General features: G+C 63.4%; 19 protein-coding genes, 3 tRNA genes and 1 other RNA gene. 11 read left to right on the forward strand and 12 right to left on the reverse strand.

What is annotated here, in order from left to right; genetic code table 11:
* Nucleotides 1–10 precede the first annotated feature (10 nt).
* Entirely contained in the window at nt 11–658 is a 648-nt protein-coding gene (locus NKG59_RS11990) for a C40 family peptidase (RefSeq protein ID WP_024975996.1), read from the forward strand.
* 75 nt (nt 659–733) lie between these two features.
* Here the strand turns inward: NKG59_RS11990 and NKG59_RS11995 are convergent, their stop codons facing one another.
* Nucleotides 734–1,690 (reverse strand): patatin-like phospholipase family protein, encoded by a 957-nt coding sequence (locus tag NKG59_RS11995; protein ID WP_045204285.1) that lies wholly within the window; start codon nt 1,688–1,690, stop codon nt 734–736.
* A gap of 205 nt (nt 1,691–1,895) precedes the next feature.
* Between NKG59_RS11995 and gltX the strand changes: the two genes are divergently transcribed.
* The 4 genes from gltX to NKG59_RS12015 all read left to right on the forward strand — a co-directional run bounded on the left by gltX (nt 1,896) and on the right by NKG59_RS12015 (nt 3,831).
* Nucleotides 1,896–3,293 carry a glutamate--tRNA ligase gene (gene gltX, locus NKG59_RS12000; protein ID WP_045204284.1) on the forward strand — a complete coding sequence of 466 codons (1,398 nt, stop codon included), beginning with the start codon at nt 1,896–1,898 and terminating at the stop codon, nt 3,291–3,293.
* A gap of 126 nt (nt 3,294–3,419) precedes the next feature.
* Nucleotides 3,420–3,495 (forward strand) — tRNA-Ala (locus tag NKG59_RS12005).
* A gap of 119 nt (nt 3,496–3,614) precedes the next feature.
* Nucleotides 3,615–3,690, forward strand: a tRNA-Glu gene (locus NKG59_RS12010).
* Between the two features lie 64 nt (nt 3,691–3,754).
* Nucleotides 3,755–3,831 (forward strand) — tRNA-Asp (locus tag NKG59_RS12015).
* A gap of 103 nt (nt 3,832–3,934) precedes the next feature.
* Here the strand turns inward: NKG59_RS12015 and NKG59_RS12020 are convergent.
* The 9 genes from NKG59_RS12020 to trxA all read right to left on the reverse strand — a co-directional run bounded on the left by NKG59_RS12020 (nt 3,935) and on the right by trxA (nt 14,463).
* Complete coding sequence (locus tag NKG59_RS12020; protein WP_253537023.1) at nt 3,935–5,281, reverse strand: MATE family efflux transporter; 1,347 nt, start codon at nt 5,279–5,281, stop codon at nt 3,935–3,937.
* 18 nt (nt 5,282–5,299) lie between these two features.
* Complete coding sequence (locus tag NKG59_RS12025) at nt 5,300–7,090, reverse strand: ArnT family glycosyltransferase (protein WP_253537026.1); 1,791 nt, start codon at nt 7,088–7,090, stop codon at nt 5,300–5,302.
* A gap of 172 nt (nt 7,091–7,262) precedes the next feature.
* On the reverse strand, nt 7,263–7,523 hold the full coding sequence (locus NKG59_RS12030; RefSeq protein WP_004626237.1) for a type B 50S ribosomal protein L31: 261 nt from the start codon (nt 7,521–7,523) through the stop codon (nt 7,263–7,265).
* 203 nt (nt 7,524–7,726) lie between these two features.
* Nucleotides 7,727–8,284 carry a hypothetical protein gene (locus NKG59_RS12035; RefSeq protein ID WP_253537028.1) on the reverse strand — a complete coding sequence of 186 codons (558 nt, stop codon included), beginning with the start codon at nt 8,282–8,284 and terminating at the stop codon, nt 7,727–7,729.
* Nucleotides 8,281–9,147, reverse strand: a complete 867-nt coding sequence (locus tag NKG59_RS12040) for a M90 family metallopeptidase (RefSeq protein ID WP_253537031.1) — start codon at nt 9,145–9,147, stop codon at nt 8,281–8,283. The genes NKG59_RS12035 and NKG59_RS12040 overlap by 4 nt, the downstream gene beginning before the upstream one ends.
* A gap of 63 nt (nt 9,148–9,210) precedes the next feature.
* The gene (locus tag NKG59_RS12045) at nt 9,211–9,879 is read right to left on the reverse strand and encodes a LuxR C-terminal-related transcriptional regulator (RefSeq protein ID WP_009238433.1); all 669 of its coding nucleotides are present in this window, start codon (nt 9,877–9,879) and stop codon (nt 9,211–9,213) included.
* Between the two features lie 1,163 nt (nt 9,880–11,042).
* Nucleotides 11,043–12,416, reverse strand: coding sequence for a sigma-54 dependent transcriptional regulator (locus NKG59_RS12050; RefSeq protein ID WP_253537035.1), 1,374 nt, complete (start codon nt 12,414–12,416; stop codon nt 11,043–11,045).
* 267 nt (nt 12,417–12,683) lie between these two features.
* Entirely contained in the window at nt 12,684–13,946 is a 1,263-nt protein-coding gene (gene rho / locus NKG59_RS12055) for a transcription termination factor Rho (RefSeq protein ID WP_004626250.1), read from the reverse strand.
* A gap of 190 nt (nt 13,947–14,136) precedes the next feature.
* A complete protein-coding gene (gene trxA / locus NKG59_RS12060) occupies nt 14,137–14,463 on the reverse strand; it encodes a thioredoxin TrxA (protein WP_004626253.1) in 327 nt (108 codons plus the stop codon).
* A 217-nt stretch (nt 14,464–14,680) separates the two neighbouring features.
* Here trxA and NKG59_RS12065 point away from each other — a divergent pair, with 217 nt between their 5' ends.
* The gene (locus tag NKG59_RS12065) at nt 14,681–17,524 is read left to right on the forward strand and encodes a PD-(D/E)XK nuclease family protein (RefSeq protein ID WP_253537038.1); all 2,844 of its coding nucleotides are present in this window, start codon (nt 14,681–14,683) and stop codon (nt 17,522–17,524) included.
* A complete protein-coding gene (locus NKG59_RS12070; protein ID WP_253537041.1) occupies nt 17,521–21,042 on the forward strand; it encodes a UvrD-helicase domain-containing protein in 3,522 nt (1,173 codons plus the stop codon). Before NKG59_RS12065 ends, NKG59_RS12070 begins: the two co-directional genes overlap by 4 nt.
* 53 nt (nt 21,043–21,095) lie before the next feature.
* Here the strand turns inward: NKG59_RS12070 and ffs are convergent.
* Nucleotides 21,096–21,194, reverse strand: an RNA gene (gene ffs / locus NKG59_RS12075) — signal recognition particle sRNA small type.
* A 126-nt stretch (nt 21,195–21,320) separates the two neighbouring features.
* Here ffs and NKG59_RS12080 point away from each other — a divergent pair.
* The 4 genes from NKG59_RS12080 (at nt 21,321) to recR (ending at nt 24,898) form a co-directional block, all read left to right on the forward strand.
* The gene (locus NKG59_RS12080) at nt 21,321–23,522 is read left to right on the forward strand and encodes a DNA polymerase III subunit gamma/tau (protein WP_253537045.1); all 2,202 of its coding nucleotides are present in this window, start codon (nt 21,321–21,323) and stop codon (nt 23,520–23,522) included.
* An 85-nt stretch (nt 23,523–23,607) separates the two neighbouring features.
* Entirely contained in the window at nt 23,608–23,955 is a 348-nt protein-coding gene (locus NKG59_RS12085) for a YbaB/EbfC family nucleoid-associated protein (RefSeq protein ID WP_024975986.1), read from the forward strand.
* A gap of 23 nt (nt 23,956–23,978) precedes the next feature.
* Nucleotides 23,979–24,278: an antibiotic biosynthesis monooxygenase family protein gene (locus NKG59_RS12090; RefSeq protein WP_253537048.1), complete on the forward strand. Its 300-nt coding sequence runs from the start codon at nt 23,979–23,981 to the stop codon at nt 24,276–24,278.
* A complete protein-coding gene (recR, locus tag NKG59_RS12095; protein WP_045204274.1) occupies nt 24,278–24,898 on the forward strand; it encodes a recombination mediator RecR in 621 nt (206 codons plus the stop codon). The genes NKG59_RS12090 and recR overlap by 1 nt, the downstream gene beginning before the upstream one ends.
* A gap of 17 nt (nt 24,899–24,915) precedes the next feature.
* Here the strand turns inward: recR and NKG59_RS12100 are convergent, their stop codons facing one another.
* Nucleotides 24,916–26,205 (reverse strand): carbohydrate porin, encoded by a 1,290-nt coding sequence (locus NKG59_RS12100; RefSeq protein WP_253537051.1) that lies wholly within the window; start codon nt 26,203–26,205, stop codon nt 24,916–24,918.
* Nucleotides 26,206–26,345: the final 140 nt, after the last annotated feature.

The raw sequence follows: 26,345 nt of genomic DNA on the forward strand, positions 1-26,345 counted from the left end.
GGGAGAACCAATGCAGCATTTCGTACTTCATTCCATGGCGCGTCTGGCGGTAGGGGTTGTGATCGGCTGCGGCGTGATCGTGTCGAATGCAGTGCATGCTGATACGGTCTTCAAGGACACGGAAGTCCGCGCCGACGTCAAGCCCGAAGCCAAATCGGGCCTCATCTCCAACGTGATGAGCAAGACCGGCGACGTGGTCATGAACGCACTGGGCATGATCGGCCTGCGCTACCGTTTCGGCGGCAACACGCCGGAATCGGGCCTCGACTGCAGCGGCTTCGTCCGCTACGTCTTCAACGACACCTTCGGTTTCCTGCTGCCGCGCCGCGCTGTGGAAATGAGCCGTGTCGGCACCAGCGTAGAAACAGCTGAACTGCGTCCCGGCGACTTGGTATTCTTCAACACTATGCGCCACACCTTTTCGCACGTCGGTATCTATATCGGCGATAACAAGTTTGTGCATGCGCCGTCCACGGGCAGCAAGATTCGCGTGGATGACATGACCGCCTCGTACTGGGTGACGCGCTACAACGGCGCCCGCCGTATCGAAGGCAACTCCGGTGCCGCCATCAAGGACGGCGCCGACAACTTCGTCGAGCAACTCAAGCGCGTCGACCCAAACGCCGCCGGCAAGCCGCTCGCAATGTACGGCGGTTGATTCGCTCCGACTCGCTATCAGGCAATAGAAAAAAGACCGCCACGGCGGTCTTTTTTGTTGCCTGCTGAAGGAATATCAGTGCGGCGGCAGCGGGGTGCCGACGATGGTCTGCGTCAGATGCAGCTTCTCCCGCAGCAGCGGCATGGCGGCCTGGGCGGCCTGCTCGCCCGCCAGAATCGCTTCGTTGCGCGCGGTGAAGTCGCTGCCCTTTACGAACGGTAGCGACGGGGTGATTACAACGTCCGCCTGGGCCAACTCGGTCTTGTTGATGCTCTGACCCATGATGGCCGTCGTCTGCAGCAGCATGCTCGCTTGCCCCGATACCGCCTGGTTGGACGGGTCTGCCGAGATATTCACTGCAATCACGAACGTTGCGCCCATCTGCTTGACGTACGTCACTGGCACGGGCGCTACCAGCCCGCCGTCCACGTATTGGCGGCCGCTGATCGTTACCGGTTGAAACACGCCTGGGATGCTGCACGACGCACGCACCGCCTGGCCGGTATTGCCGCGCCGGAACAGGATCGGCTTGCCGCTCGCCAGGTCCGTCGCCACGATGCCCAGCGGAATGTGCATCTGTTCGATGCTCTTCTGCTTGACCAGTCGGTTGATGTACTTCTCCAGCGCCTCGCCCTTGAGCCAGCCGCCGAAGCGCGTGCCGAACGGCAGAGCCCAGTCGGCGATCATGGCCTCGTCCATCTTGAGCGCCATGCGGTTCATTTCCAGCCCTGACATGCCCGACGCGTAGATCGCCGCCACTACGCTACCCGCGCTCGTGCCGGTGATGAAGTCGATCTGGATGCCTTGGGCTTCCAGCATCTTGATGACGCCGATGTGCGCAAAACCGCGCGCGGCACCGCCGCCCAGTGCCAACCCGATCCGCACGGGCTGTGTGGCCGGCTGCGCCGTGGGCGGCAGCACGGCCGTGGCCGGGGTGAGGGGCGTTTCGGTTTTGCCGGAGGAGAAACCCGTCACGGTACAGGCGGAGAGGACGGAGGCGCCGGCGGCGCCCAGAAAGAGGCGGCGTTGCATGAGGAGGTTAGGGCGGTTTGGTATGCCGCGCAGTGATGTTCAGTCGTAACCGAGCGCACTGCGGCTGGCCGCCATTGTGCCAAAGTTCAGCGACGGGTCGGCCGGATATGCGTAGCGCGGTTGCTATAATTTCGGTTTTGATAGAGGCCGCTCAGGATCCGCGCTCGCGGTCCGACCACGCGGCCTTATTCGTTCAGCCATTCCTATGACACAGCGCGTCCGCACTCGTTTCGCTCCCAGCCCTACCGGCTTCATCCACCTCGGCAACATCCGCTCGGCACTCTATCCGTGGGCCTTCGCACGCAAGATGAAGGGAGACTTCATCCTGCGCATCGAAGACACCGATGTGGAGCGTTCCAGCCAGGAAGCTGTCGACGTGATCCTCGAGGCGATGGACTGGCTGGACATGGATATCGATGAGGGCCCGTTCTACCAGATGCAGCGCATGGACCGTTACCGCGCCGTGGTCGCGCAGATGGTTCAGCAGGAACTGGCTTACCCGTGCTACATGAGCACCGAAGAACTCGACGCCCTGCGCGAAGCGCAACGCGAGCGCGGCGAAAAGCCCCGGTACGACGGGACTTGGCGCCCGGCGCCGGGCAAGGTTTTGCCGACGCCGCCGGTGGGCGTGCAGCCGGTGATTCGCTTCAAGAACCCCATCGGGGGCAGTGTCGTGTGGGACGACGCAGTGAAGGGCCGCATCGAGATCTCCAACGACGAACTCGATGACCTGGTGATCGCGCGCCCCGACGGCACGCCCACATATAACTTCTGTGTGGTCGTGGATGACATGGACATGCAGATCACCCATGTGATCCGCGGCGACGACCACGTCAACAACACGCCCCGCCAGATCAACATCCTGCGCGCGCTGGGCGGTACGCCGCCGGTCTATGCTCACCTGCCGACCGTGCTCAACGAGCAGGGCGAGAAGATGAGCAAGCGCCACGGTGCCATGGCTGTTACGGGCTATCGTGATGCTGGCTATCTGCCCGAAGCCATCGTCAATTACCTCGCTCGCCTGGGCTGGGCGCACGGCGATGCCGAGATCTTCTCGCGCGAGCAGTTCATCGAATGGTTCGACCTCGAGCACCTGGGCAAGTCGCCCGCGCAATACAACCCTGAGAAGCTCGCCTGGCTGAACAACCACTACATCAAGCAGGCCGACAACGCGCGCTTGGCTGGTCTGGTGAAGCCGTTCATCGAGGAGTTGGGTGGCAAGGTGGATGGCGGCCCCGTGCTGGCCGATGTGATCGCCTTGGTGAAGGATCGCGCCAACACGCTTCGTGAAGTCGCCCAAACGGCGCTGCTGTTCTATCGCACGGATCTGGCTGTCGATCCGGAACTGGCTGCGCAGCACCTCACCGACGATGTGCGTCCGGGCATTGCCACACTGGCCGAGAAGCTCGGGGCGCTGCCCGAGTGGAAGCGCGAGGCCATTGGTGCCGCCTTCAAGGAAGTGCTCGCGGCACACGGCTGGAAGATGCCGAAGCTGGCGATGCCGGTGCGCCTGCTGGTGGCAGGACAACTGCAAACGCCGTCGATTGATGCGGTGCTGGAACTGTTCGGCCGCGACGTTGTTCTGCGTCGTCTGGCGGCGTGATGTGTGCGACGCAAAAAATTTTGCGGAAGGGTATTGCCAAGCGCTAAATACTTCCCCTATACTCTTGTTTTCGCTGCAACACGAAGCGAAATGCAGTAAGAAGCAAGCAGTAAAAGGCAGTGCCTCGGGGCTATAGCTCAGCTGGGAGAGCGCTTGCATGGCATGCAAGAGGTCAGCGGTTCGATCCCGCTTAGCTCCACCAAAATGCCGGAAGATTCGATTCAAAAAAATAATTTGAAAAGAGGCTTCCAAAACGCAAAGAAGTTCGTTATAGTAGCGGACTTCGCAGCGTAAGACAGAAAGCGTTGCAAAACAGTTTCTGTCCCCTTCGTCTAGAGGCCTAGGACATCACCCTTTCACGGTGAGTACAGGGGTTCGAATCCCCTAGGGGACGCCAAAACAAGAGCTTAACCAGAAGCTCATTAGCAAAATCAGTCTCTAGCTGATTTTGCAACCGACACGGAGCGGTAGTTCAGTCGGTTAGAATACCGGCCTGTCACGCCGGGGGTCGCGGGTTCGAGTCCCGTCCGCTCCGCCAAATCAAAACCCGCTGCTTGCAGCGGGTTTTTTCTTTTGGGCTTTCAATTCAAGCCACGCAAATCAAGTTTGATACTGCTTTAAAGTGAGTGGAATGTCTCGCTTTAATCGGCAGCGCGGCTTACGCGATTGAAATAGCTGACCAACAACGCGCCAGCCACCATCAAACTGAGTCCATTGGCGGCCCAGAAACCGGCAGCACCACGTAGTGCCATGGCAGTGTCGCCCAGCAGTCCAAATCCGAGCACATATCCGCCGCCAAGGCCCACACCCCACAGCGATAGCGCATAGATGACGGTTGGGATGAGAGCGATCTTGTATGCGCGCAGGATGAACGCTGTCATGACTTGCAGCGCATCGAACATCTGATAGAAGGCGATGAAAGGCAGCAGCGGCACCGCAATCGCCAGGACAGCGGCATCGTGCGTGTAGAGGGTGACCAACTCGCGCCGCAAGAACAGCACGGCCGCGCCGACGATGACCGCACACATCACCGCCAACTTGATGCCGTTCAGCGAGATGCGCCGAGCCGCTACGCGATCGCGGGCCCCGATTGATTGCGCAGCCAGCGTGGACGTCGCGATCGATAGCGACAGCGGCACCATGTAGGCAACCGCTCCAAGGTTGGCGGCAATCTGATGCCCGGCCAGCGCCACCGTGCCAAGGCGCGCGATGAAGATCGCCATCAACGTGAACGACGTGATCTCGATCAGGTAGGTGAAGCCCATCGGCACACCCAGACGTACCAGTACCCACAGCCGCGCACGGTTGGGTGGTGAGTAGTGCGTGAAAATCGCGAACGGCTTGTAAGCCGGATTGCGCATCAAAATGGCGGCCGCTGCGACGAACCACAGCCAGCTGATGATCATCGAGGCGAGTGCGCAGCCCGGGCCGCCCATCGCCGGGACGCCCATGCCGCCATACAGAAACAGTGCGTTGAGCGGAAACTTGATGGCGAGGCCTGCAAGCTGCAGTACCGTCACCATCACCGGGCGCGACAGCGCGTTGTTCAACGCAGAGTAAATCCGGAAGCCGAGTGCCGCAGGCAACGCCAGCGCTTCATACCGCAAATAGGCGGTGGCTTTCTCAGTGAGTTCTGGCGTGGCGTCTGCCAGGTGCAGCAGTGGGGCGGGGAACCAGAGGAGCAGCATGCCGATTGCCGCGAGTACCAGACCGAGCCAGACGGCCTGCCGCACTTCTTCGCCGATTTCGCTGTATCTTTGCGCGCCGTAGAGTTGTCCGGCGATAGGCGAGAGCGCTTGCAGCACGCCCATCAAGCTGATGAACACCGTCACGTAGATCGACCCGCCGAGCCCGATGGCCGCGAGGTCTGTCGCAGAGGCGCGGCCGGCCATCGCCGTATCGAGTACGCCGAAGGCGATGACCGCCAACTGGCCGATCAGTACTGGCCAAGCCAGTTCGGTAATGCGGCGGACGTCGGCGACAAACATGTGGGTGCTACGGAACCGTTACTGGCGCAGCTTGCGCCGGCGCGTAGTTGCCGGTGTCGGCGGCGGATGTGTGGCGGCAGCGGCCTCGGTCAGGCGGTACATGCGGAAGTGCTCGTCGCGGTCGGCGGGACGGCGGCCTTCCCAGATCAGGCGCCACTCGTAGTTGGAGACGCTCGTCGGTGCGCCGTAGTCGTACGGGTCGTGGCGCAGCAGGATGTCGCAGTTGTCTTCGGCGCTACCAAAACGGATGTGGCCGAAGTACGCAAACGAGGCAAGCTGCGCATCGCCCATACGGATCGGCTGCACGCACGTGTAGGTACGCGGCAGCGCAAGGGCGGCCGACTGCGCGACGTCGCGATATGTCTTGGCGTAGTTGATGGTGGGCAGCCACAGCGTCATCATCAGCACCCACATTAGTGTGGTGCCGGCGGCCGAGATCACCACTGCACGCCAGATGGCCTTGGGCGCCCGCGATGTGCGCCAGACGACGATGAGCACCCACGCCGCGGTCACGAGCAGCGCGCTGATCAGCGCTGTCCAACTGAACTCGGGTCGATAGCCTGGCACGATGCGATACACGTTGCGCGCGAGCTGAGGCGGAAAGCCCGTCATCTTGGCGATCCACAGCAGCCATAGCGTCCCGCCCAGGATGGTGAAGGCCAGCAACGCAAACCAGTCGATCGCGCTGATGGCGCCTCGTTTGAGCGTCGGCAGCGCGAACGTGGCCATCACGGCCATCGGTGGAATCAGCAGCAGGAAGCCGTCGTCGCCCGGGTGTGGCTGCATGAGAAGCAGCACCAACTGCGGCAGTAGGACGGCCAACGGTAACGTGATATGCGGAGCGGTGCGCATGCCGCCCCAGCTCTTCCACGCCCATGCTGCCAACGGCCAGACTGGCCATGCGAATAGTGGCAGGTTGCGAGCGACAAAGCCGAGCGAATGAGCCGTCGGGCCAGCGTATTGGTGGCGATCGAAGCGCGCCCATTCGCGGACGTACGTCACCGCGTCAGTCGGATTATTTGCCAGCAAGTACGCCATCGCCGGCCATGAGCATCCCAGTACGAGTGCTACGGGCAGTGCCACTGTGAGCAATGGGCGTAGCGGCAGCACGCGCGTGGCATGCGCGGCGATCAATACGGCCACCGTGATTGCCAAAGGCAGGATTGGGCCGCCCGCTAGCGACAGGCAACCGATGCCGATGCCATAGATGAGGCTGCCGTGTACCGGCTTGTCCAGCGCTCGGATCAAGCCATACACCGCGACCGCCACGAAGCACAGCGCCCCTACCAGCGGTGTCGTTTCGTGACCGCGCTGCGCCAGGCCTACGCAGGCGAGGAAGATCAGCAGTGCGCCATCTGCCAGCGTACGGCCGTAGTCACGCGTGTTGGGCTGGCCACCAAAGACGAATTCAAACGGTTGGACTTCCGCGCGACGACCCAGCAGATAGGCGCCATACCAGATGCACGCGGTGGTGACGAAGAAGAAGAGGGCGGTGGCCAGGCGCGAGGCATCCGCGGGGCCGAGCCATTGTCCGAAGAGGCGAATGAACGCGCCGCCAATCCAGAACACCAGCGGCCCCGATTGCACGACGGGACGCCCGACGATGTTCGGCATCAGCCAGTCCTGCGCGTTGCCGGTGGCCAGCGTCCACATCGTGCCAAAGCCGGCGGCGTCTTCGTTCTTCCACGGGTCGCGCGAAAACAGGCCCGACAGGCCGTAGATCACGCAGATGGCGAGCAGCAGCCAACGCGGCAACTCGCGGGTGGCGGCGGCAGTCAGGCGGATGCGCGAGACGCGGGTGGTGTTCATCGAGTGTCAGACCGGGCGAGCCCGGTCGGGGTTGCACAGCGACGTGCTGATCGTAAAGAGGGGCCGAACCAACGGCCTAACCATGTGCCGAGAAACAAAAAAGGCAGCCGGAGCTGCCTTTTTCTGACCAGTGAGACGGGCCACATCTGGTGAGCCGTCTCCGGCGCCGATATTACTTGGCAGCCTTGCCGATCTTGCTGCCGAACTTGTTGCGGAACTTTTCGACGCGGCCGGCCGTGTCCAGAACCTTTTGCTGGCCCGTGTAGAACGGGTGCGATTCGGACGAGACTTCGATCTTGGCCAGCGGATATTCCTTGCCGTCCAGCGTGATCATTTCCTTGGTCTGGATGGTCGAGCGGGTGATGAACTTGAAGTCGCTGGACATGTCTTGGAACACGACTTCGCGGTAATTCGGGTGAATGCCTTCTTTCATGATGAGCCCTGGGGTAGAGGTAGCCAATTCGCGGCGCGCTTCAGGTGCTCACATGGTAGGAGCCACCGTGCGACCAGCCCTCGAATCACTTGCCGGGTGGAGAAACGAGGATTATGCCAGAGAAACAAAGGCTTGGGCAACGCGCTTGCCGCAAAATCCGTCGTGCCGGCGCATCGGAAAGTGACTCGGGGAGCCCATTTCGATCAAGGTTTGGCCAAGCGTTCGATCGTGAGCACGCCGTGGCCGTCCAGATCCATGATCTTGGTGTCGCCGACGCGCAACGAGGTGTCGAGATTGCGCGTCCAGGTGTCGACCCGGGCTGGGGCCTCGGCGTCGGGCGACGGCTGGAACCGATGCAGCGTTACGCCGATCGACAGCGACTGGAACTCGCCCGACACGACCATCGGCCGCAGGGTGACGTCCACGCCGGTCTTGGCCCACCGGTGGCGCATGAATTGGCACGTGGTGGTGTCGCAGCCTAGCGGGATCGTGTCGTCGGGCAGGCCGGCGGCGAAGCGCGCCTCCCATTCTTTGCGAGGCATCGAGCCACCCACGTCGTATGTATGGGTACGTTCGAGCAGTGCGACGTGCTGGCCTGTGGTGGATGTGTCGGCCGAAAGCGTGACGCGCTTGGTTTCGGATTGCCCATCGAATTGGGCGGTGACGCTGAGGATCACGGGCACGGCTGGCTGTGCCCACGCTGTGCCGGCAGCGAGACAACAACCGAGCAGCGTTGTGCGAAGCGCTTGGCGAATCGTCATGGCAGGAATCCCTCCTGGCGTTGCTCAGCGTCCAGCACGCGCCGTGCCGGATCTTGCAGGTAGAAGGCTTGCAGGAGTGCGTACAACGATGGAAGCGTCTCAAGCAAGGCCACCGGTTCGACGAAGAACACTTCCGACGCTACCGCAAAGAACTCGGCCGGATGCTGTGCGCCATAAGGGTCGAGCAACGAAAGGATCGGATCGTCGCCCCACCGATGCGCTGGAATCTGCTCGCAACGATTGGCAAAGGCGTCGTATTCAGCATAGAGGTCATCGGCCCATTGCTCGCGGTCAACATTCGCATGCAGGCGCGATGAAAACGCCGGGATACCATCCGACTCGCCGTTGAGCATGTCGAGCTTGTGCGCGAACTCGTGTACGACCACGTTGTACGGCTGCGCGCCTGGCTTGGCCAGTGCGCCCCCGAGTTCGATGTCCTGCCACGAGAGGATGACGGGGCCGTGCTCCCATGCCTCGCCGGCAGCTTCTTCACGCACGTTGTGCACAACGCCGTCTTCATCCATGACTTCCTTGCGGATGACGAACTCGCCGGGGTAGATGACCACGCCGTGCCATCCGCCGTACCACGACATGCCCAGCTCCAGGATCGGCACACTGGCTTGCACGGCAACGCTGATCACCATGTCGTCGGCGAGCGGCAAATCGTGCGTGGTGGTGAATTCCTTTTCGGCGATGAAGAGCGTGGCCGTTTCCCGCAGGCGTGCGAGGTCTGCGTCAGACCAGTCGAGCAGGAAGGGCAGGCTATCGAGCGCGCGTGACCACAGCGCGTCTGAGATGGCGTAACGGGTCAGGCGCCGTGTGCGTGCGCGGCCGGAGAACCACTGGAAGACGGACGAAAGCATGCGTCCAGTATATCGGCCGTCGCCAGCAGCTTTGCGACGCTCGCTTGCGCCCTTGTCGGGGGATCAGGCGACTGAGAGGAGTCGTGCACCGCGCTGATTAGCGACGTACACGGCCTCGGTGCGGCTGCGGACTTTCAGGCGCCGATACAGCGTGCTGATATGCGCCTTGGCTGTTGCCTCGGAGATGTTCAGCATGCGGCTGATGGTCTTGACCGGATGCCCGCGTGAGAGGAGCACCAGAATCTCGTACTGCCGCGGCGTAATGCCGAGCAGCTTCGGATCGGTCTGCGGGTCGCCTGCGAGCGCCGGGTTGGGCGCGCCGTCCAGGCGTGATTCCGGCAGCAGCGCGCTGGCCGGAATGTATTGACCGCCCACCAGAACGAGCTCCAGCGAAGCCGCGATGACTTCGCCCGGCGAATGCTTGAGCGTGTAGCCTGACAAGCCCATCTGCATGAGCGTGCGGATGATGTCGGGCGATTCGGATTCGGCCAGCACGACCACGTGGCGCGCATGCGGCCGATGCATGATTTCGCCGATGGCCGACAACTCGTCGAGATGTGGCAGCGGCAGGCCGATCACAAGGAGACCGGCGTCGGCATTGGTTTCGATGGCGTCGAACATCCCTTCGTCCGGTTCGACAACCGTGACGCCAGTGACGCCCTTGAGCGTCCGTAGCAGGTGCGCAATGCCTGTACGCACCAACGGATGGGCTTCGATCAAAACAGTGTTCATCGTTGTTCTCGACCTGTTACCGATCTTGCGAACATCCTTGTCGCCCAGGCGAGATGCAGGCCGGAGCAGACCCCCGTTCCGAATCATTTTAGTGGCGGAAGTCAAAAATGACAGCCGCCACGGCCATGCCTCGGGACCCTCGATGCGGCGTCCTTGGTACTGTAGCCCAGCGTTTGCCAGGGCGCGCAATTCGACCACCGCAGCGCCTGCGCCCGATAACCGCGGTTTTTGTGGCGACGGCTGTTTCAGTCGCGACACAAAAATCGCATGCCATGCTGGGTCGCGCGGTTCTCCGTGTGGAAAATATCCCGCCAAAACAAGGCGTTAGCCATCATGGCATGGATGTCGCTCTATATCCGTCGGGGAGGAGCGAGCCATGCCGACAATCGCGCAGCGCTGTGCTCGACGTTTGCCGTTTGGGTGGACGGTCGAGAAGACGGGAGTGGTCGCAAATCGCACGGCCATGATCGTCATGATGCCTGCGCTCGCAGTAGACGGCGATTTCGTCGTGCAGCGTGCAATCACGCTGCTGATCGCCCTTCGAAGCGTTCTCGCCGATACGTTGCCGGCGCGACTCGCATTCGGTCTCATTCCCACCCGCGCATTCGATCCATCCACCGGTTCTGTCGTGTCCGCACTCACGGACGGCGAACTGAGTACGTCGCATGCGTGGCTTAACAATCCAACGGCGACGTGGCTTGCGCAATCCCCCCGGAAGTGGGGTGCTTTCCGGTATGTGCCACTCACCGTGTCAGATTGTCGGCGCCGCAACACTCTCCTGGCAAAGGCTGTCGGTGGTTGCGCGGCCTTGGACGCACCAAAATGTGGCGCGTTCGCAACGTGCGCCGAACAGGCCGGCGTAGCGGCTGTTCAACGGTTTCGTGCTCCGTCCCCCGGCGGGCACTCTTTTCTTAATAGCCATCCTGGAGCGGGATCCCGATGCAAGCCAACCTGACCGCGTTTGCGGCGCTCGCACCGCCAATTTATTCCTGCACTGGCAGCTGAATTGAATGCACTGAACCAAATGCTGGATGAATCCGATTGGGGGGAAACAGGCAGGGCAGGTCGGTCGGTCATTTTTCGTCCTTGCGCCCAATGCCCTTCAGGAGCGCAGCGCTAACGCTACGCCCCCGATCGCATGAAACCGATGAGACGGATGACGCTCAGGCCGTATGCAGAGGATGTTCTGCGCGAATACCGTGCTTCTGCATCAGCCGATACAGCGTGACACGAGACACCGCCAATTCGCGTGCCGTCATGCCCATGTGGAAGCCGTTGCGCGCGATGGCCGTGCGGATGGCATCCGACTCGGCGCCTTCGCGCGCTTCTTCCAGCGTCTGGCCCGACACGGATGCGTAGCCTTCGAGATGCAGGTCAGCGGCGGAGATCTTGCGGTTGTCGGTCATCACCAATGCGCGGCGCACGCGGTTGATGAGTTCGCGCACGTTGCCCGGCCACGGGTAATGCATCATCGCGTGCAACGCGCAGGGCGTGAACCCGCGGATGCGGTGCGACGCCTCGCTGGCGTGCTGGGCGAGGATGTGTTCTGCCAGCAGCACGATGTCGCTGCCGCGCTCGCGCAGCGGTGGCACCGACAAGGTCAGCACGCACAGTCGATGAAACAGGTCGGTGCGGAATCCGCCGTGATGTTGGGCCGCTTCCAGATCCACGTGCGTTGCCGAGATGATGCGGAGGTCCAGCGGAATCGCCTGATGCCCGCCGAGCCGAGTGATCGTGCCTTGCTGCAAGAAACGCAGCAGGCTGACCTGGCTCTCGAGCGGCAGGTCGCCGATTTCATCGAGGAACAGCGTTCCGCCATTGGCATGCTCGACCCAGCCGATATGACGTTGATGCGCGCCGGTAAATGCGCCTTTTTCGTAGCCGAACAATTCGGACTGGATCAGGTGCGGAGGAATCGCCCCGCAGTTGATGGCGATGAACGGCCCGCCTGCGCGAGAGGACGCTTCGTGAATGGCCTGCGCAGTCAACTCTTTGCCGGTGCCGGACTCGCCCGCAATGAAGGCTGGCGCACTATTCTGCGCGACCTTGCGGATGGCGCGGAACAGGCTGTGCATGACGGGGCACTCGCCCAGCATGCGAGCATGATTCGCTTTGGGCGCCGGCGTGAGTTGTTGTGCGAGCGAGGCCATGCCCCAGGCGTGACGCAGCGAATTCGCAGCCTCATCCATACGCAGCGGCATCTGCACGTAGTCCACGCAGTAATCGCGCACGAGTTGGCGCACGCGTTCGTGGTTCAGCAGGGCCGGCGGTAGGGCGGCCACCCAGCCTACATGCGAGACCTGCATGCAGCGCTCGAGTAAATCCAACTCCGCAGCGGAGAACGCGCCGCTGAAATCGACCAACCCCGCCATGGGAACGCCGTCGCGAATGGCGCAACCCAGTTCACGCATCGACGTTACGCGCCGCACGTGCCACTCTGCACCCAGAATTGTCTCGTCGATCTCCCCCATCCCTGCGCGCGACGCCACTATGACGGTTCGGCACGCAGCAGTACATTCCAGCGACTCTTCGCGCATGGTTTCCCCCGTTCGATTCTTGGTGTGGTTCGTTCTTTGCCGAGGCGGCTCAGCCAGGGCAGGCTTGCAGTATGGTTGCCGGGTTTCTCTTTTGCGATGACGTTTAAGGACGATAGTGGCAAACGCTTGCGCGCCCGCCCTGTAATGCAAATGAACTAGCGAATTTCACGGCTTTGACGAGGAAATCCGCTGGAAAAACAGGCAGTTGACGCAGCAATAAAAAAGCGCACCACAATGGGTGCGCTTTTCGCTATGCAGGCAGGAGACTTAGCCGCCGCGTCGCATCATGTCGAAGAACTCGGCGTTGTTCTTTGTCGTCTTGAGTTTGTCGAGCAGGAATTCCATCGCCTCGACTTCATCCATGTCATGGATGAACTTACGCAGGATCCACACCTTCTGCAGGATGTCCGGCTTGATCAGCAGTTCTTCGCGGCGGGTGCCCGACTTGTTCAGGTTGATGGCGGGGTAGACGCGCTTCTCGGCTAGACGGCGTTCCAGGTGCACTTCCATGTTGCCGGTGCCCTTGAATTCTTCGTAGATCACGTCATCCATGCGGCTGCCGGTTTCGATCAGCGCCGTGCCGATGATGGTGAGCGAGCCACCTTCTTCCAGGTTACGTGCAGCACCGAAGAAACGCTTCGGACGCTGCAGCGCGTTGGCGTCGACACCGCCGGTCAGTACCTTGCCCGAGGTCGGCACCACGGTGTTGTAGGCGCGGGCCAGACGCGTGATCGAATCCAGCACGATCACCACGTCTTTCTTCAGTTCGACCAGGCGCTTGGCCTTTTCGATGACCATTTCGGCCACTTGCACGTGACGAACGGCAGGCTCGTCAAACGTCGAGGCCACCACTTCGCCGCGCACGGTGCGCTGCATTTCGGTCACTTCTTCCGGGCGCTCGTCGATCAGCAGCACGAACAGCTCGGCTTCCGGATGGTTGGTCGCGATGGCGTGCGCAATGTGCTGCAGCATCACGGTTTTGCCGGACTTCGGGCTTGCCACCAGCAGCGCGCGCTGGCCGCGACCAATCGGGGCAATCATGTCGATGATGCGGCCGGTGATGTTTTCTTCGGCCTTGATGTCGCGTTCGAGCGTGAGCGGCTTGTTCGGATGCAGCGGCGTCAGGTTCTCGAACATGATGCGGTTTTTGACCGCTTCAGGAGGTTGCGTGTTGACCTTGTCGACCTTCACCAGCGCGAAGTAGCGCTCGCCATCCTTGGGCGTGCGGACTTCACCTTCGATCGTGTCGCCGGTGTGCAGATTGAATCGGCGGATCTGCGACGGGCTGATATAGATGTCGTCGGTGCTGGCCAGATACGAGGTTTCCGGCGAGCGCAGAAAACCGAAGCCATCGGGCAGCACTTCAAGTGTGCCGTCACCGAAAATCGTTTCCCCCTGTTTCGCCTTCTTTTTCAGGATGGCAAACATCAATTCCTGTTTGCGCATGCGTTGGGCGTTATCGATCTCCAGCTGCCCCGCCATTTCCAGCAATTGGGACACGTGCAAGGATTTCAGTTCTGTCAGATGCATAGACGAAAGATGAGGGAAGGGCCCGAACGGGCGGCGAAACGAGAAACGGGGGGAGGGGGAAAAGGTCGAGCGAACGCTCGGAGAAACAGATTGACTGCAATCTTAGCACAACGCTGGCGAGCTTCCAGGCGGAAGTGCGCCAGCGTGGGCGAGGGGCAACGCGAAGGGTCGCCCGCAGCCGAAAAAGGGCTTACAGGTGGCTGTCCAGGAATGCGGTCAGCTGCGACTTGGACAGTGCGCCCACCTTTTGCGCCGCCACAGCGCCATTCTTGAACAGAATCAGCGTCGGGATGCCGCGAATACCGAACTTGGCCGGCACGCCTTGGTTTTCATCGACGTTGATCTTGGCGATCTGCACCTTCTCGCCGTAGTCCTTGGAAACTTCGTCCAGGATCGGGGCGATCATTTTGCAGGGACCGCACCATTCGGCCCAGAAATCGACCAGCACGGGTTTGTCGGACTTGAGCACGTCTGCCTCGAAGGACGCGTCGCTCACATACTTGATCTGTTCGCTCATGGCGGGAACCTCTGTTATTTCGTAAAAGCTGGCGACGTGCGCCGAACCCATACATTACACGATTACACGAACCGGCGTGTATTGGGACCACTGTCGGCGCGGATGCTGCTGATATAGTACCGACGCCCTCATTTTCAACCGATTCAGTCGTTGATTCTGCCTATCAGGCCGATAGCCGCAGGTCTTCGCTTCCCGGTATATCGCCATATTCCCTCGCATGCAGACGCTTGCCTTCGCGCCTGGCCCAGCATTCCTTTCTCGTGCCGCCGACGCTGCATGGCGCTTTCTGGATGCGCATGCCCAATCCTCGGGTACCGCCACGATCGTTGTGCCGACAGCCGCGCAGATTCCGGGGGTGCGCAGTGCCCTGCACGCCAGTGCGCAAGCGGCCGGCACGCCGCGCTTGCTCCCTCGCATCCTGACGCTGGGGCACTGGCTGCTCGATTTGCCGCCCGAAGCGGGCGTGCCCCTTGCGCGCACGCCGCTGTCGCGACTGCTCGCCGTGCAGCAGGCCCTCAAGACGCAGGCATGGCTGCGTGAAGCGCTTGGCGCACAGGACGATGCCGCCCTGTGGGGCGTGGCGCAGGTGCTCGTGACGGTGTCGGATGAGTTGTCGCAACGTTGGCTGACGCTAGATGCGGCGCACAGTGGCGCCGATGGGCGGCCCGATGAGCTGGAGTCGGCATTGGCTGAGGCGTTGGAGCGCACCTACGCACAATTGTCTGACCGTTTTCTCGGTACCGAATCGCGCATCGTGCTGACGTTCTGGCGGTTGCTTTCGGGCGCGGCGGACCCGATTCCAATGCGCCTGCGGGCCATGCGGCGCCTGCTGGACGAGCTGCACGGGCCGATCGTGTGGATGAGCCCAACCGATCCCGAGACAGTCGATCTGGATTTCCTGCAGCGCGCCGCCGAGCGCGTGCCGGTGCTCAACATCGGCTACGACTGGAATGCGCCTGAAACCGGCGCGTCTGCCGGGCCCGCCACGCACGCAGATTTCCGCGATCTGCTGTTGCACGCCTGGCCCGAGTGCGCCACGCCCGCCCAGGCGGCGGACGATGCTGCCGATGCCCAGATTCCCGCGCCAATCCTGCGCATTGCCGGCGCCGCCCGCTTTGAGGACGAGGCGGCCTTCGCCGCGCATACGCTGGTCGATTGGTTGAACGCCGGGCGCCGCTCGCTGGCGTTGGTGGCGCAGGATCGCATCGTCGCGCGGCGTGTTCGCGCGTTGCTCGCGCGTGTGAACGTGCCGGTGCGCGACGAGACCGGCTGGAAGCTCTCTACGACGCGCGCCGCTGCGGCACTCATGCGCTGGGTCGACGTGGTGCAAGGGGATGGCGATACCGCGGCGCTGCTCGATCTCATCAAAAGCCCGTTCTGTTTGCGCGATGCCGACGCCGGCACTGCCACGCCCGCATGGGTTGCAGAACTGGAGCGCCGGGTGCGTCGGCACAACGTTTCGGGCGGCTGGGGACGGCTGCGCCGTCTGGTGGCCGATCGTCCGGCCGAAGATGCCGAGGGCGTAGCAAAGGCCAGCCGCCTGGCCGATCGCCTGGGCGTGCTGGCCGACGAAGCGGCGCTGTGGCGCCGTGCCGGCAGCGCCACGCTCGACGCGTGGATAACGCTGTTGGCAGGCACACTCGATCGTCTGCATATGCGCACCGGTTTGCAGAACGACGATGCAGGTCGCCAATTGCTGGATTGGATTGACCGCCTGCGGACCTCCATACATGGCAGCACCGATGCGGGCGCGCGTTTTTCGCTCACGGAGTGGCGCGCGTTGCTCTCGATGCTGCTTGAGTCCGCCGTCTTCAGCGAGCCTTCGCCGCCAGCGGACCGGCGTGTTGTCATCCTGCCGTTGAATGGCGCGCGCATGCGGCGCTTTGATGGTGTCGTGGTGGTCGGTTGCGACGATGCGCAGTTGCCGTCGGCGCAGCCGGAATGGCTGTTCTTCTCCAACGACGTGCGACGTGAACTCGGTTTGCCCGACCGCGCCCAGCGCTTCGCGCAGCAGGCGCGCGACTTGGCCGAAGTGCTGCTCAATCAGCCCGAGGTGGTGTTGACCTGGCAACGCCACGGCGGACGCGGCGAGCCGCATCGCCTTTCGGGCTGGCTTGAACGCTTGCAACGCCGGTTGGCGGTGAGCGGCGTGCGTATCGATACGTCGGTCTCGTTGCCCAGTTTGCAGACGACGAGCCAGCCAACCGATATGCCGGCGCCCGCCGCGCCGACGCTGGTGCCGTCCACGCTGAGTGCGGCCGCATACAACAGCCTGCGCCGCTGCCCGTATCAGTTTTTCGTCGGCCGAATGCTGCGGTTGGGCGAGTTGGAAGAGGTTTCCGACGAGCTGGAGAAACGCGACATCGGCGAGATCCTGCACGCGATCCTGCATCGTTTTCACCGGCAGTTGCTGGAAGTGCCAATGCGCGATCCGGCCGATCGTCAGGGGCTGCTGCAGACCATCACCGATGAACAGTTCGGCCCGCTGTTGGCCGAGGACGGCAACGCGTTGCGCTTCTATCGGCGCTGGCTCGGCGTGATGCCGTCGTACTTGGCGTGGCAGGCTGCGCGCGAGGCTGACGGCTGGCGCTTTGAAGCGGGTGAGGTCGATGTCGATACGTCCATCACGTTGCCGGACGAGCGCCCGCTGCGCTTGCGCGGCCGTATCGACCGCATTGACGTACACGACGAACACGGCGTGGCAGTGCTAGATTACAAGACGCAATCTCAAATGGTGCTGGTGCGTCGCGCCAAGACGCCGTTTGAGGATTGCCAGCTCCCGTTTTACGGCGTGCTCGATGCGCGTGCTGATTCGGGCGGCTGGGTTTCGCTCGACGGCGAGGCGCGCGGGGACAAGCGCGACGTTGCATTGCCCGACTTCACGCAAGTCGTCGACTGGTTGATCGAACAGATGCAAAAGGACATGACCGCTCTCGCAGCCGGTGCGCCGCTGCCGGCCTTCGGTGATGAATCGGCGTGCCGCTACTGCGCGGCGCGTGGCCTGTGCCGCAAGGGGTATTGGACCGAAGGTACGCCCCGCGAGCCGGAGGGCGCGGCATGAGCGATCACGCTTACGAACGCGACGGCGCCGCCGTCTCGCCCGAGACCTTTTCGCGTGCCGCGTGCGATCCGCAGCGCTCGGCCGTGGTGGAAGCGTGCGCAGGCAGCGGCAAGACGTGGTTGCTGGTCACCCGCATGTTGCGCTTGCTGCTGGCAGGCGCCGCGCCGTCAGACATTCTCGCCATCACGTTTACACGCAAGGCCGCCGAAGAGATGCGGCAGCGTTTGCTCGACATCCTCGCGCAACTGGCCAGCGCCGACGATGAAGGCGTCGTGCGCGAACTGATCGCGCGCACGGTGGATGAGCGCGATGCCCCGGCGCTGATTGAAACCGCGCGCCGACTGTATGCGCGCGTGCTGGAATCGCCATCGCGCATGGCGATCGATACGTTCCACGGCTGGTTTGGGTCATTGCTGCGCGGGGCGCCGCTGTCGTCTGGCGTGCAGCAAGGCGCGTCGTTGCGTGAAGATGCCGGGCGGCTGCGGCGCGAAGCTTGGGCGCCTTTCTGGCGTGGCTTGCTGGCCGAAGATCACGCTGACTTGCGCGCCGCGTATGAAACGCTTGCCGATCGGGTCGGCGATTTCCAGGCCAGTCGCCTGCTCGATGCAATGTTCCACCAGCGCAGCGACTGGTGGGCGTACAAGACGCAGGCGGCGGGGCGGCCGCTGGATGCATTGGACGCACTGCTAGGAAACGATGCGACGGTCGATCCGTTGATCGAAGCGCTGCAGGATGCGGCGTTGTGGGGCGACATGCTGCGCGTGTCCGGCTGGCTTGGGCAGGGCGGTGCGGCCGAGGGCAAGCGCGCGGTGACCATCGAATCGGCGGTGACTGCTGTGCGCGGAATGAACGTGTCGGACGAGGCCGCTCGCGCGCAAGCCTTTGATGCGCTCTTCTCGGCCTTCCATACGCAGGCCGGCAAGGCACGCGCCTGCAAACCGACCAAGGCGCTTATCAAAGCCGTCGGCGACGAGCACGCACAAACGCTGGTGACCTTGCACACCACGCTCTGCGAAACGCTGACGACGATTCAAGCCCGCCGCCAGGAAGCCCACGTGCGCGCCGTCAACGCTGCATTGTTTGCGCTAGGCGATGCACTCATCGATCGCTATCAGGCCTACAAGCGCCAGGCGCGCGCAATGGATTTCACCGATCTCGAATGGGAGGCGGCGCGCCTGATGCAGCAAGACGACACGGCCGCTTACCTGCAGGTGCGGCTCGACGCGCGCTACAAGCATCTGCTGCTGGACGAGTTTCAAGATACGAACCCGATGCAGTGGCGCATCCTGCAAGGCTGGCTGGCCGGCTATGCTGGCACCGGCACGCAGCCGAGCGTGTTTCTGGTGGGCGATCCGAAGCAGTCGATCTACCGTTTCCGCCGCGCCGATGCACGGTTGTTCGACGCTGCGCGTGAAATGCTCGTTGCGGAATTCAACGCGACCGTGCTGCGTACGAACCGCACGCGTCGCAACGCGCCGGCCGTGCTGGAGTGGGTCAACGCCGTGTTCCTGCAAGCGCGCGCGCGCGGCGACTATCCCATCTACGCCGAGCAGAGCACCGCCGTGGACGCACCCATCGGGCAGGCGCTGCTGTTGCCGCTGGTGCCGGTGTCCGAAGCCGAGCAGGCCGACGAAGCCGCACCCCGGGATACGCTCACCGAACCGCGCGAAGAAGCCGGCGATTCGCAGCGATATGAAGAGGGCCGCCAAGTGGCTGCTTGCCTGCGCGCGTTACACGTCAATGAGCGCATTCGTGAAGGCGGCGTCGAGCGCCCTGTGCGGTGGAGCGATTTCCAGCTGCTCGTCCGCCGCAAACGCTATCTCGCCGATTACGAACGTGCGCTGCGCGACGCCGGCGTGCCGTATCTGAGCCCGCGCCGTGGCGGTCTGCTGGCTACGCTCGAAGCGCTTGATCTGTGCGCGCTGCTTGATTTTCTGATGACGCCGCAGGCCGACTTGTCGCTCGCGCATGTGCTACGCAGCCCCATCTTCGCCGCCACGGACGACCACCTCATCGCACTGGCGCAGTTTGGCGAAGGCGCGGTCGCATTGACATGGTGGGAGCGCCTCACCGCGCTGGCCGGCCAGGCCGATGCGGCGGACACCTTGCGCCACGCGCATCGCATGCTCTCGCGCTGGCTGGCGGTGGCGCCCACGCTGCCGGTGCACGACCTGCTCGATCACATCGTCTACACCGGCGAACTCAAGCGCCGCTATGCCGAGCGCGCACCGGCCGCAAACCGCGACCAAGTGCTCGCCAACCTGGATGCGTTTTTGAAGCTCGCGCTCGATCTGGACGGTGGCCGCTACCCGAGCCTGCCTAAGTTCATGGCCGAGCTGCGCGCCATCCGCCAGGGCGATGAGGATGAAAGCCCTGACGAAGGCACGCAGGGCGACACCGAGGCGCCGGATGCAATCGACGCCGAAGTCGCCAGCGAAGGTCTCGACGCCGTACAGATACTGACCGTGCATGCGTCGAAGGGGCTTGAGGCGCCGTTCGTTGCGCTGCTCGACAGCCACCACAGCGACGCGCGTGTCGATACGGCCGGCATCCTGATCGACTGGCCGCCCGGCGCGCAGGCGCCTGCGCATTTTTCCGCCTTCGGCAAAACGTCCGAGCGAGGCCTCGCGCGCGAGCCTCTCTTCAAGCAAGAAAACGAGCTTGCCGAGCGCGAGAACTGGAACTTGCTCTACGTGGCGATGACGCGTGCACGGCAAGCGCTGATCGTTTCCGGCGTGGCGAACAAGCGCGATGCCACGGCGGCCCAATCTGTCGATGAAGGTGATGCGCCTGAAGTGGACGGCACGGCGAGCTGGTACACGCTGCTCGCCGCGGCAGGCGTAGCGTCACCCGCTCCGGTGCTTGATGGCGTAGCCGATTCGGCTGTCGGTGCAGCAGGGCAGGAGGCGGTCTCGTATCACGATTTCCGCGCGCCGCTGACTGTGACGGTGCGTGTTGGCGCTGCCGGCGCTGTCGCCGAGGGGGCTGCCGATATCGTTTTTGACCAAGGCGCTGTCGCGCAGGGCGAACTGCTGCACGCGGTGCTGGAGCGCCTGACTCGCCGGGGCTTGCCCGAACAGGCACCTGACGCCGAGACGATCGCGCGCTGGTTCAGCGCCACCGGCGTCACGCAAGCCGACGCCACACGCACCGCCGATGCCGTGCGTCGGATGCTTTCAGCGGAGACGCTGGCGCATGTCTTCGACCCCGCGCGCTTCGACGTCGCGCATAACGAGATCGAACTTTTCGGCCCAGACGGTGCGCTGTTGCGCATCGATCGCCTGATCGAACGCGGCAACGACGTCCTCGTGGTCGACTACAAGCTGCGCTTGCTGCCTGTCGAGCGTGCCGCCTATGCCGATCAGCTGCGCGGCTATGTGGCTGCCGTCACGCCGATGTATCCAGGGCGCACCGTGCGCGCAGGCGTGGCTACCGCACAGGAAGAATGGATCGATCTGGAATCGTTGCCGAAGCCCGTCCAGGCATCACACGACGACAGCCAAGGCGCGCTGTTCTGATGCGGGCGGCACAAACAAAAAGGGGAGGGGTGATGCGGAAGGGGAAAAGAGAAGGGGACGAGCCTGACCCTCGGCACTGGCGGAAAACGGCTGTGGCTGCTTCGTTCCCGACCTGACCAGGTTGACCGCGCCACCATGCGAGGAGGCCCGTCCGACCGCCATTGTAACCGACTCCCACGTCCCCACCTGAATATCCTTGCAATTCGCTCGGCGCGCATGGCGGTTGACCCCTCCGAAACCGCGTCGGAAATCCACCTCGCTTTGCTACAATCCGCCGCATGAGTTATCAAGTGCTCGCCCGCAAGTGGCGCCCTCGCGATTTCACCACGCTGGTCGGTCAGGAACACGTGGTGAAAGCGCTCACGCATGCGCTCGAACAGCGGCGCCTGCACCACGCATACCTGTTTACGGGCACGCGCGGTGTCGGCAAGACGACGCTGTCGCGCATCCTTGCCAAGTCGCTCAATTGCATCGGCGCGGACGGGCAGGGCGGCATCACCGCGCAGCCGTGCGGCGTGTGCCGCGCCTGTACCGAGATCGATGCCGGGCGCTTTGTCGATTACATCGAGATGGATGCCGCCTCCAACCGCGGCGTCGACGAGATGGCCCAGTTGCTGGATCGCGCGGTCTATGCACCAACCAGCGGTCGCTTCAAGGTCTACATGATCGACGAAGTGCACATGCTGACCAACCACGCCTTCAACGCGATGCTGAAGACGCTGGAAGAACCGCCCGAGCACGTCAAGTTCATTCTTGCGACCACCGACCCGCAGAAGATTCCGGTGACGGTGCTGTCGCGTTGCCTGCAGTTCAACCTCAAGCAGATGCCGCCGGGGCACATCGTGTCTCACCTGGACCGCATTCTTGGCGAAGAGGGCATCGCCCACGAGCCGAATGCGCTGCGTCTGCTGGCGGCCGCTGCTCAGGGTTCGATGCGCGATGCGCTTTCGCTCACCGACCAGGCCATCGCGTACAGCGCTGGCGAGGTGAGCGAGGCTGCCGTACGGGGCATGCTCGGCGCGATTGATCAAAGCTACCTTGTGCGGTTGCTCGATGCGCTGGCCGACGAGAACGGCGCGGCGCTTGTCGAGATCGCCGATGAGATGGCCGGGCGCAGTCTGAGCTTCTCGGGCGCGCTGCAGGATCTTGCATCCTTGCTGCAGAAGATTGCGCTGGCGCAGGTCGTTCCCGCCGCTGTGCAGGACGACTGGCCCGAGGCCGACGATGTGCGCCGCCTTGCCGAGCGGTTCGACGCGCAGTCGGTGCAACTGTTCTACCAGTTTGCCAACCTGGGCCGGAACGAATTGGCGCTCGCGCCGGATGAATACGCCGGCTTCACGATGACGCTGCTGCGCATGCTTGCGTTCCAGCCCGGACAGTCGGGTGGAGAAGCGCCGCCGCCTTCGGGCGGTGGTGGCGGGAAACGGGCGATGCCGCTGGCTGCAACGCCGGCCGCATCGACGCGTCCGGCCGTTACGGCGACTGCGCCGGTGGCGACGCCGGTTGCCCAGGTCGCGCCAGTGGCGGTGCGTCCGGAGCCGGTGGTCGAGGCGCCGCGTGCGACTTATCAGGCGACTCCGCCGGCGCCAGCGCCCGTTGAAGAGGCTGTGCAGACGCCGGCTGCGGCCCCAGCGCGTCGCTCGCCGGCAATGGAAGCGTTGGCCGCTGCGCGTCAGGCGTCAAGCCGTGGCCGTGGTGGTGCTTCCGCGCCTGCCGCTACACCGGTGGCCGCGCCTGCGCCTGTGGCTCGTCCTGCTGCTCCCGTTGCTCCGGTCGTGGGCCCACGTCCGAATCCGGCTGCGGCTGCGGCCTCTCCGCCGCAGCGCCGTGAGCAGCCGGTTGCAGTTGCCACGCCCGCCGATGATGGCCCGCCGCCCTGGGATGAAATGCCGGGCGAATTTGCTTCGCCGTCGCTTGAAGAGATGGACGTGGCCTTTGCCGGTTGGGATTCCGCTTCGAGCGTGCGCCCCGGCGCGGCTGAACCGGCAACACGTCCAGCAAAGATCGAGGCGCCCGCAACTGCACCCGTGCTGGCGAAGACGGTCGCACCGGAGCCGGTGGCCGCTGCCACGCCGCCTGACCTGAGTGCCAGCGGCCTCACCACGTTCGACGGCAATTGGCCGGCGCTGGCAGCGTGCCTGCCGATCCGCGGTCTGGCCCAACAGCTGGCTTACCAGAGCGAGTTGGCGGCCGTCGAAGGCGTCACGATGCGTCTGCGCGTACCTTTGCCTCCGCTGACTGACGCCAACGTCGTCGAGCGTCTGGAAGCGGCGTTGACGGAACGCTTCGGCACGCCCGTTCGCGTGGCGTGCGACATCGGCCCTGCACGCGCCACCGCTGCGGCTCTGGATGCCGAGCAGCGCGCCGAGCGTCAGCGCAGTGCCGAAGATGCCATCGCTGCCAACCCGTTTGTGCAGGCGCTGGTCCGGGACTTTGCCGCGCAGGTCGTCCCTGGTTCGATCCAACCGCACACGCACTGAATCGCATTCCAAGACTGAACATTGAACACCGGCGCGCACCGCTGAGCGGCGCGTCTTGCATGACCCATTTCAAGGAGCAACGACCATGATGAAAGGCCAGATCGCCGGGCTGATGAAGCAGGCCCAGCAGATGCAGGAAAACATGAAGAAAGCGCAGGAGCAACTCGCTCTGATCGAGGTGGAAGGCGTGTCTGGCGCGGGCCTCGTGAAGGTGGTGATGACCTGCAAGAACGACGTGAAGCGTGTGTCGATCGACCCCAGCCTGCTGGCCGAAGGCGAAGACAAGGATCTGCTGGAAGACCTCATCGCTGCTGCGTTCAATGACGCCGTGCGCAAGGCCGAGGCCACTGCGCAAGAGAAGATGGGCTCGCTCACCTCCGGCCTGGGTGGCATGGCGAGCATGCTGCCGCCCGGCTTCAAGCTGCCGTTCTAAACGACGCTCGTCAGGATCGCGCCATGGTGCTGGAATCTGCGCTGCTGCACGTCAGGCCCGGCCAGGAAGCTGCCTTCGAGGCGGCCTTCGGCGAGGCTCGCCACATCATCGGTGCGATGCGGGGCTTCGTTTCGCTGTCGCTGTCGCGCTGCATAGAGAAGACCAGCGATTATCTGCTGCTGGTGCAGTGGCAGACGCTGGAAGACCACACCATCGGCTTTCGGCAGTCGCCCGAGTACCAGCGCTGGCGTGCGCTGCTGCATCATTTCTATGATCCGATGCCGGAAGTGCTGCACCACGCGACGGTTCTGGAGCATGCGTGATGCGTAACGCTCCAGGCACGCCGTCGGCGCTGCAGATGCTGGTTGAAGCCTTGCGCGTACTGCCGGGCGTGGGTCCCAAGTCTGCCCAACGGATGGCGTATCACCTGATGCAGCATGATCGCGAAGGCGCTGCGCAGTTGGCGCAGGCGCTGTCCGAGGCGACGGAATCGATTCAGCATTGCAGCCGTTGCAATACCTTTACCGAGCAGGAAATCTGCGAAACCTGCCTGGATACGCGTCGCGATGCGTCGGTGCTGTGTGTGGTGGAAACGCCGGCCGACCAGATGATGATCGAGCAGACGTTGACCTATCGCGGCCAATATTTTGTGCTGATGGGGCGGCTCTCGCCGCTGGACAACATCGGCCCGAAAGAGATCCACCTCGAGCGCTTGCTTGCTCGCGCGACCGACCCTGCGCTTGGTGGGCCGTGCGCCGAAGTCATCCTCGCCACCAATTTCACCAGCGAAGGCGAGGCGACCGCCCACTACATCGGCGAGATGTTGAAGGCGCGCGGTATCAAGGCGACACGTCTGGCGCGTGGTGTGCCGGTGGGCGGTGAACTGGAATACGTGGACGCGGGCACCATTGCCCGCGCGGTCCTGGATCGGCGCCAGCTCTGAGCGGGCGCGCCTGAACCTCAGAATTCGGTATGCAGTCGCGTACCGAAGAACACCGCAGAGCCGCGATCCGCGTTGTAGCCGGGGTTGCGGATCCATTGCGCGTCGGCGCTTATCCACAGGTGCTTGGTCGCCTGGAAGCTATAGAAGGCCTCGACGATCTGCTCGGGCGCATAGTTCAGCTTGCCGTCTCCCAGGAATACGCCCAGGCCGCCTTGCTGCAGGTAGCGGCGGTGATCTGGCGACAGCACGTTGATCGCCGCTGCGAGCCCTACCGTGTCGTCCGAGCGGCCCCACTTGCTGCCCTTGATCAGCGTGCCGAACGACACGGAGCGATCGATTTCCGTAAAAGCGTAGGTTTCCGTCTTGCCGTCCGCCCACGATGCGCGTGCGAAGACGCCAATGTCATCGTTGATTTGCTGTTCGCCGCCAAGACCGATCCCCACCTTGGTGTTGTCGCGTCGCGCGAGGCTGATGTCCGGCGCGCTGCCCGTCGACTGTCCGAGGGCGAGGGCATCGTCGTAGCGGGCCATGTCGGTCCTGTTACGGAAGAGCATCACGCGCAGCTTGCCCGGCTGCCCGGCAAGCGTATGACTGCGTTCCACTTCAAACACGTCGCCATAGTAGCGGCCGATACGCGTGTCCAGCGGCAGGCCGTTGGACTCTTCCGGCTGGATGAAGCGGCCAATGCGGTAGGCCCAGTCGCCGTCGTAGTACTCCAGCGCAGCGCCCCAGGTGTAGCCACGCGCATCGGCCGCGTAGTCGAATGCGCCGTGCGTGAGGAACGACCAGTTTAGGAACTGGGTGCGCGGGTCATGCGCATAGGTCACGCCGTCGAATACGTCCAGCACCGAGAAGTTGCCTGCCGTGAAAACCAGGCGACGCTTGTCGACCTGGCCGGCAAACTGGTTCATCTCGGCTTCCCGATCCTCAGTGCCGCCACCCAGGCCGACCGTCTGGCGGAAGAAGGCGCGTGCGCGGTAGAGCGTCGGGTTTGGGCCGGCGGTCTTGGCAAGCTCGCCATTGGTGAATCCGGCCAGGCCATGCAGACCCGAGAAAGGCTGGCCGAACGCCATTTCCGGATTGAAGTGCACTTCGGCGCCTTGCCACAGGCGCATACCCAGATCGAGCGTCGTCGTAACCGAATAGCTTGTGGTCGATTTGCCTGACAGGCTGTTCAGCCCGCTGTACGGCGAGTGGAACGACAGGTCGTGCTGCCATACGTAAGTGGCCTGACCGTGCACGGCAAAGCGATCGGGAGCGTTGATCGCCCAACTGGTGGTGTCGCCGGTGCTGCTTTGGGTTGCCAAGGCATGGCCGGCGCTCAAGGAGAGGGCGCACAGGGCGGTCAAGCGGGCAAGACGGAACGGAAGCAACATGGCGGCAATCAGGGAGAACGCCGTTAGAATCCCTTTTTCGGATCCGGGAACGGCAAAAGTCCGCCATGTTA

The organism is Ralstonia chuxiongensis, assembly GCF_024158925.1.
In the GTDB taxonomy this organism is placed as follows: domain Bacteria; phylum Pseudomonadota; class Gammaproteobacteria; order Burkholderiales; family Burkholderiaceae; genus Ralstonia; species Ralstonia chuxiongensis.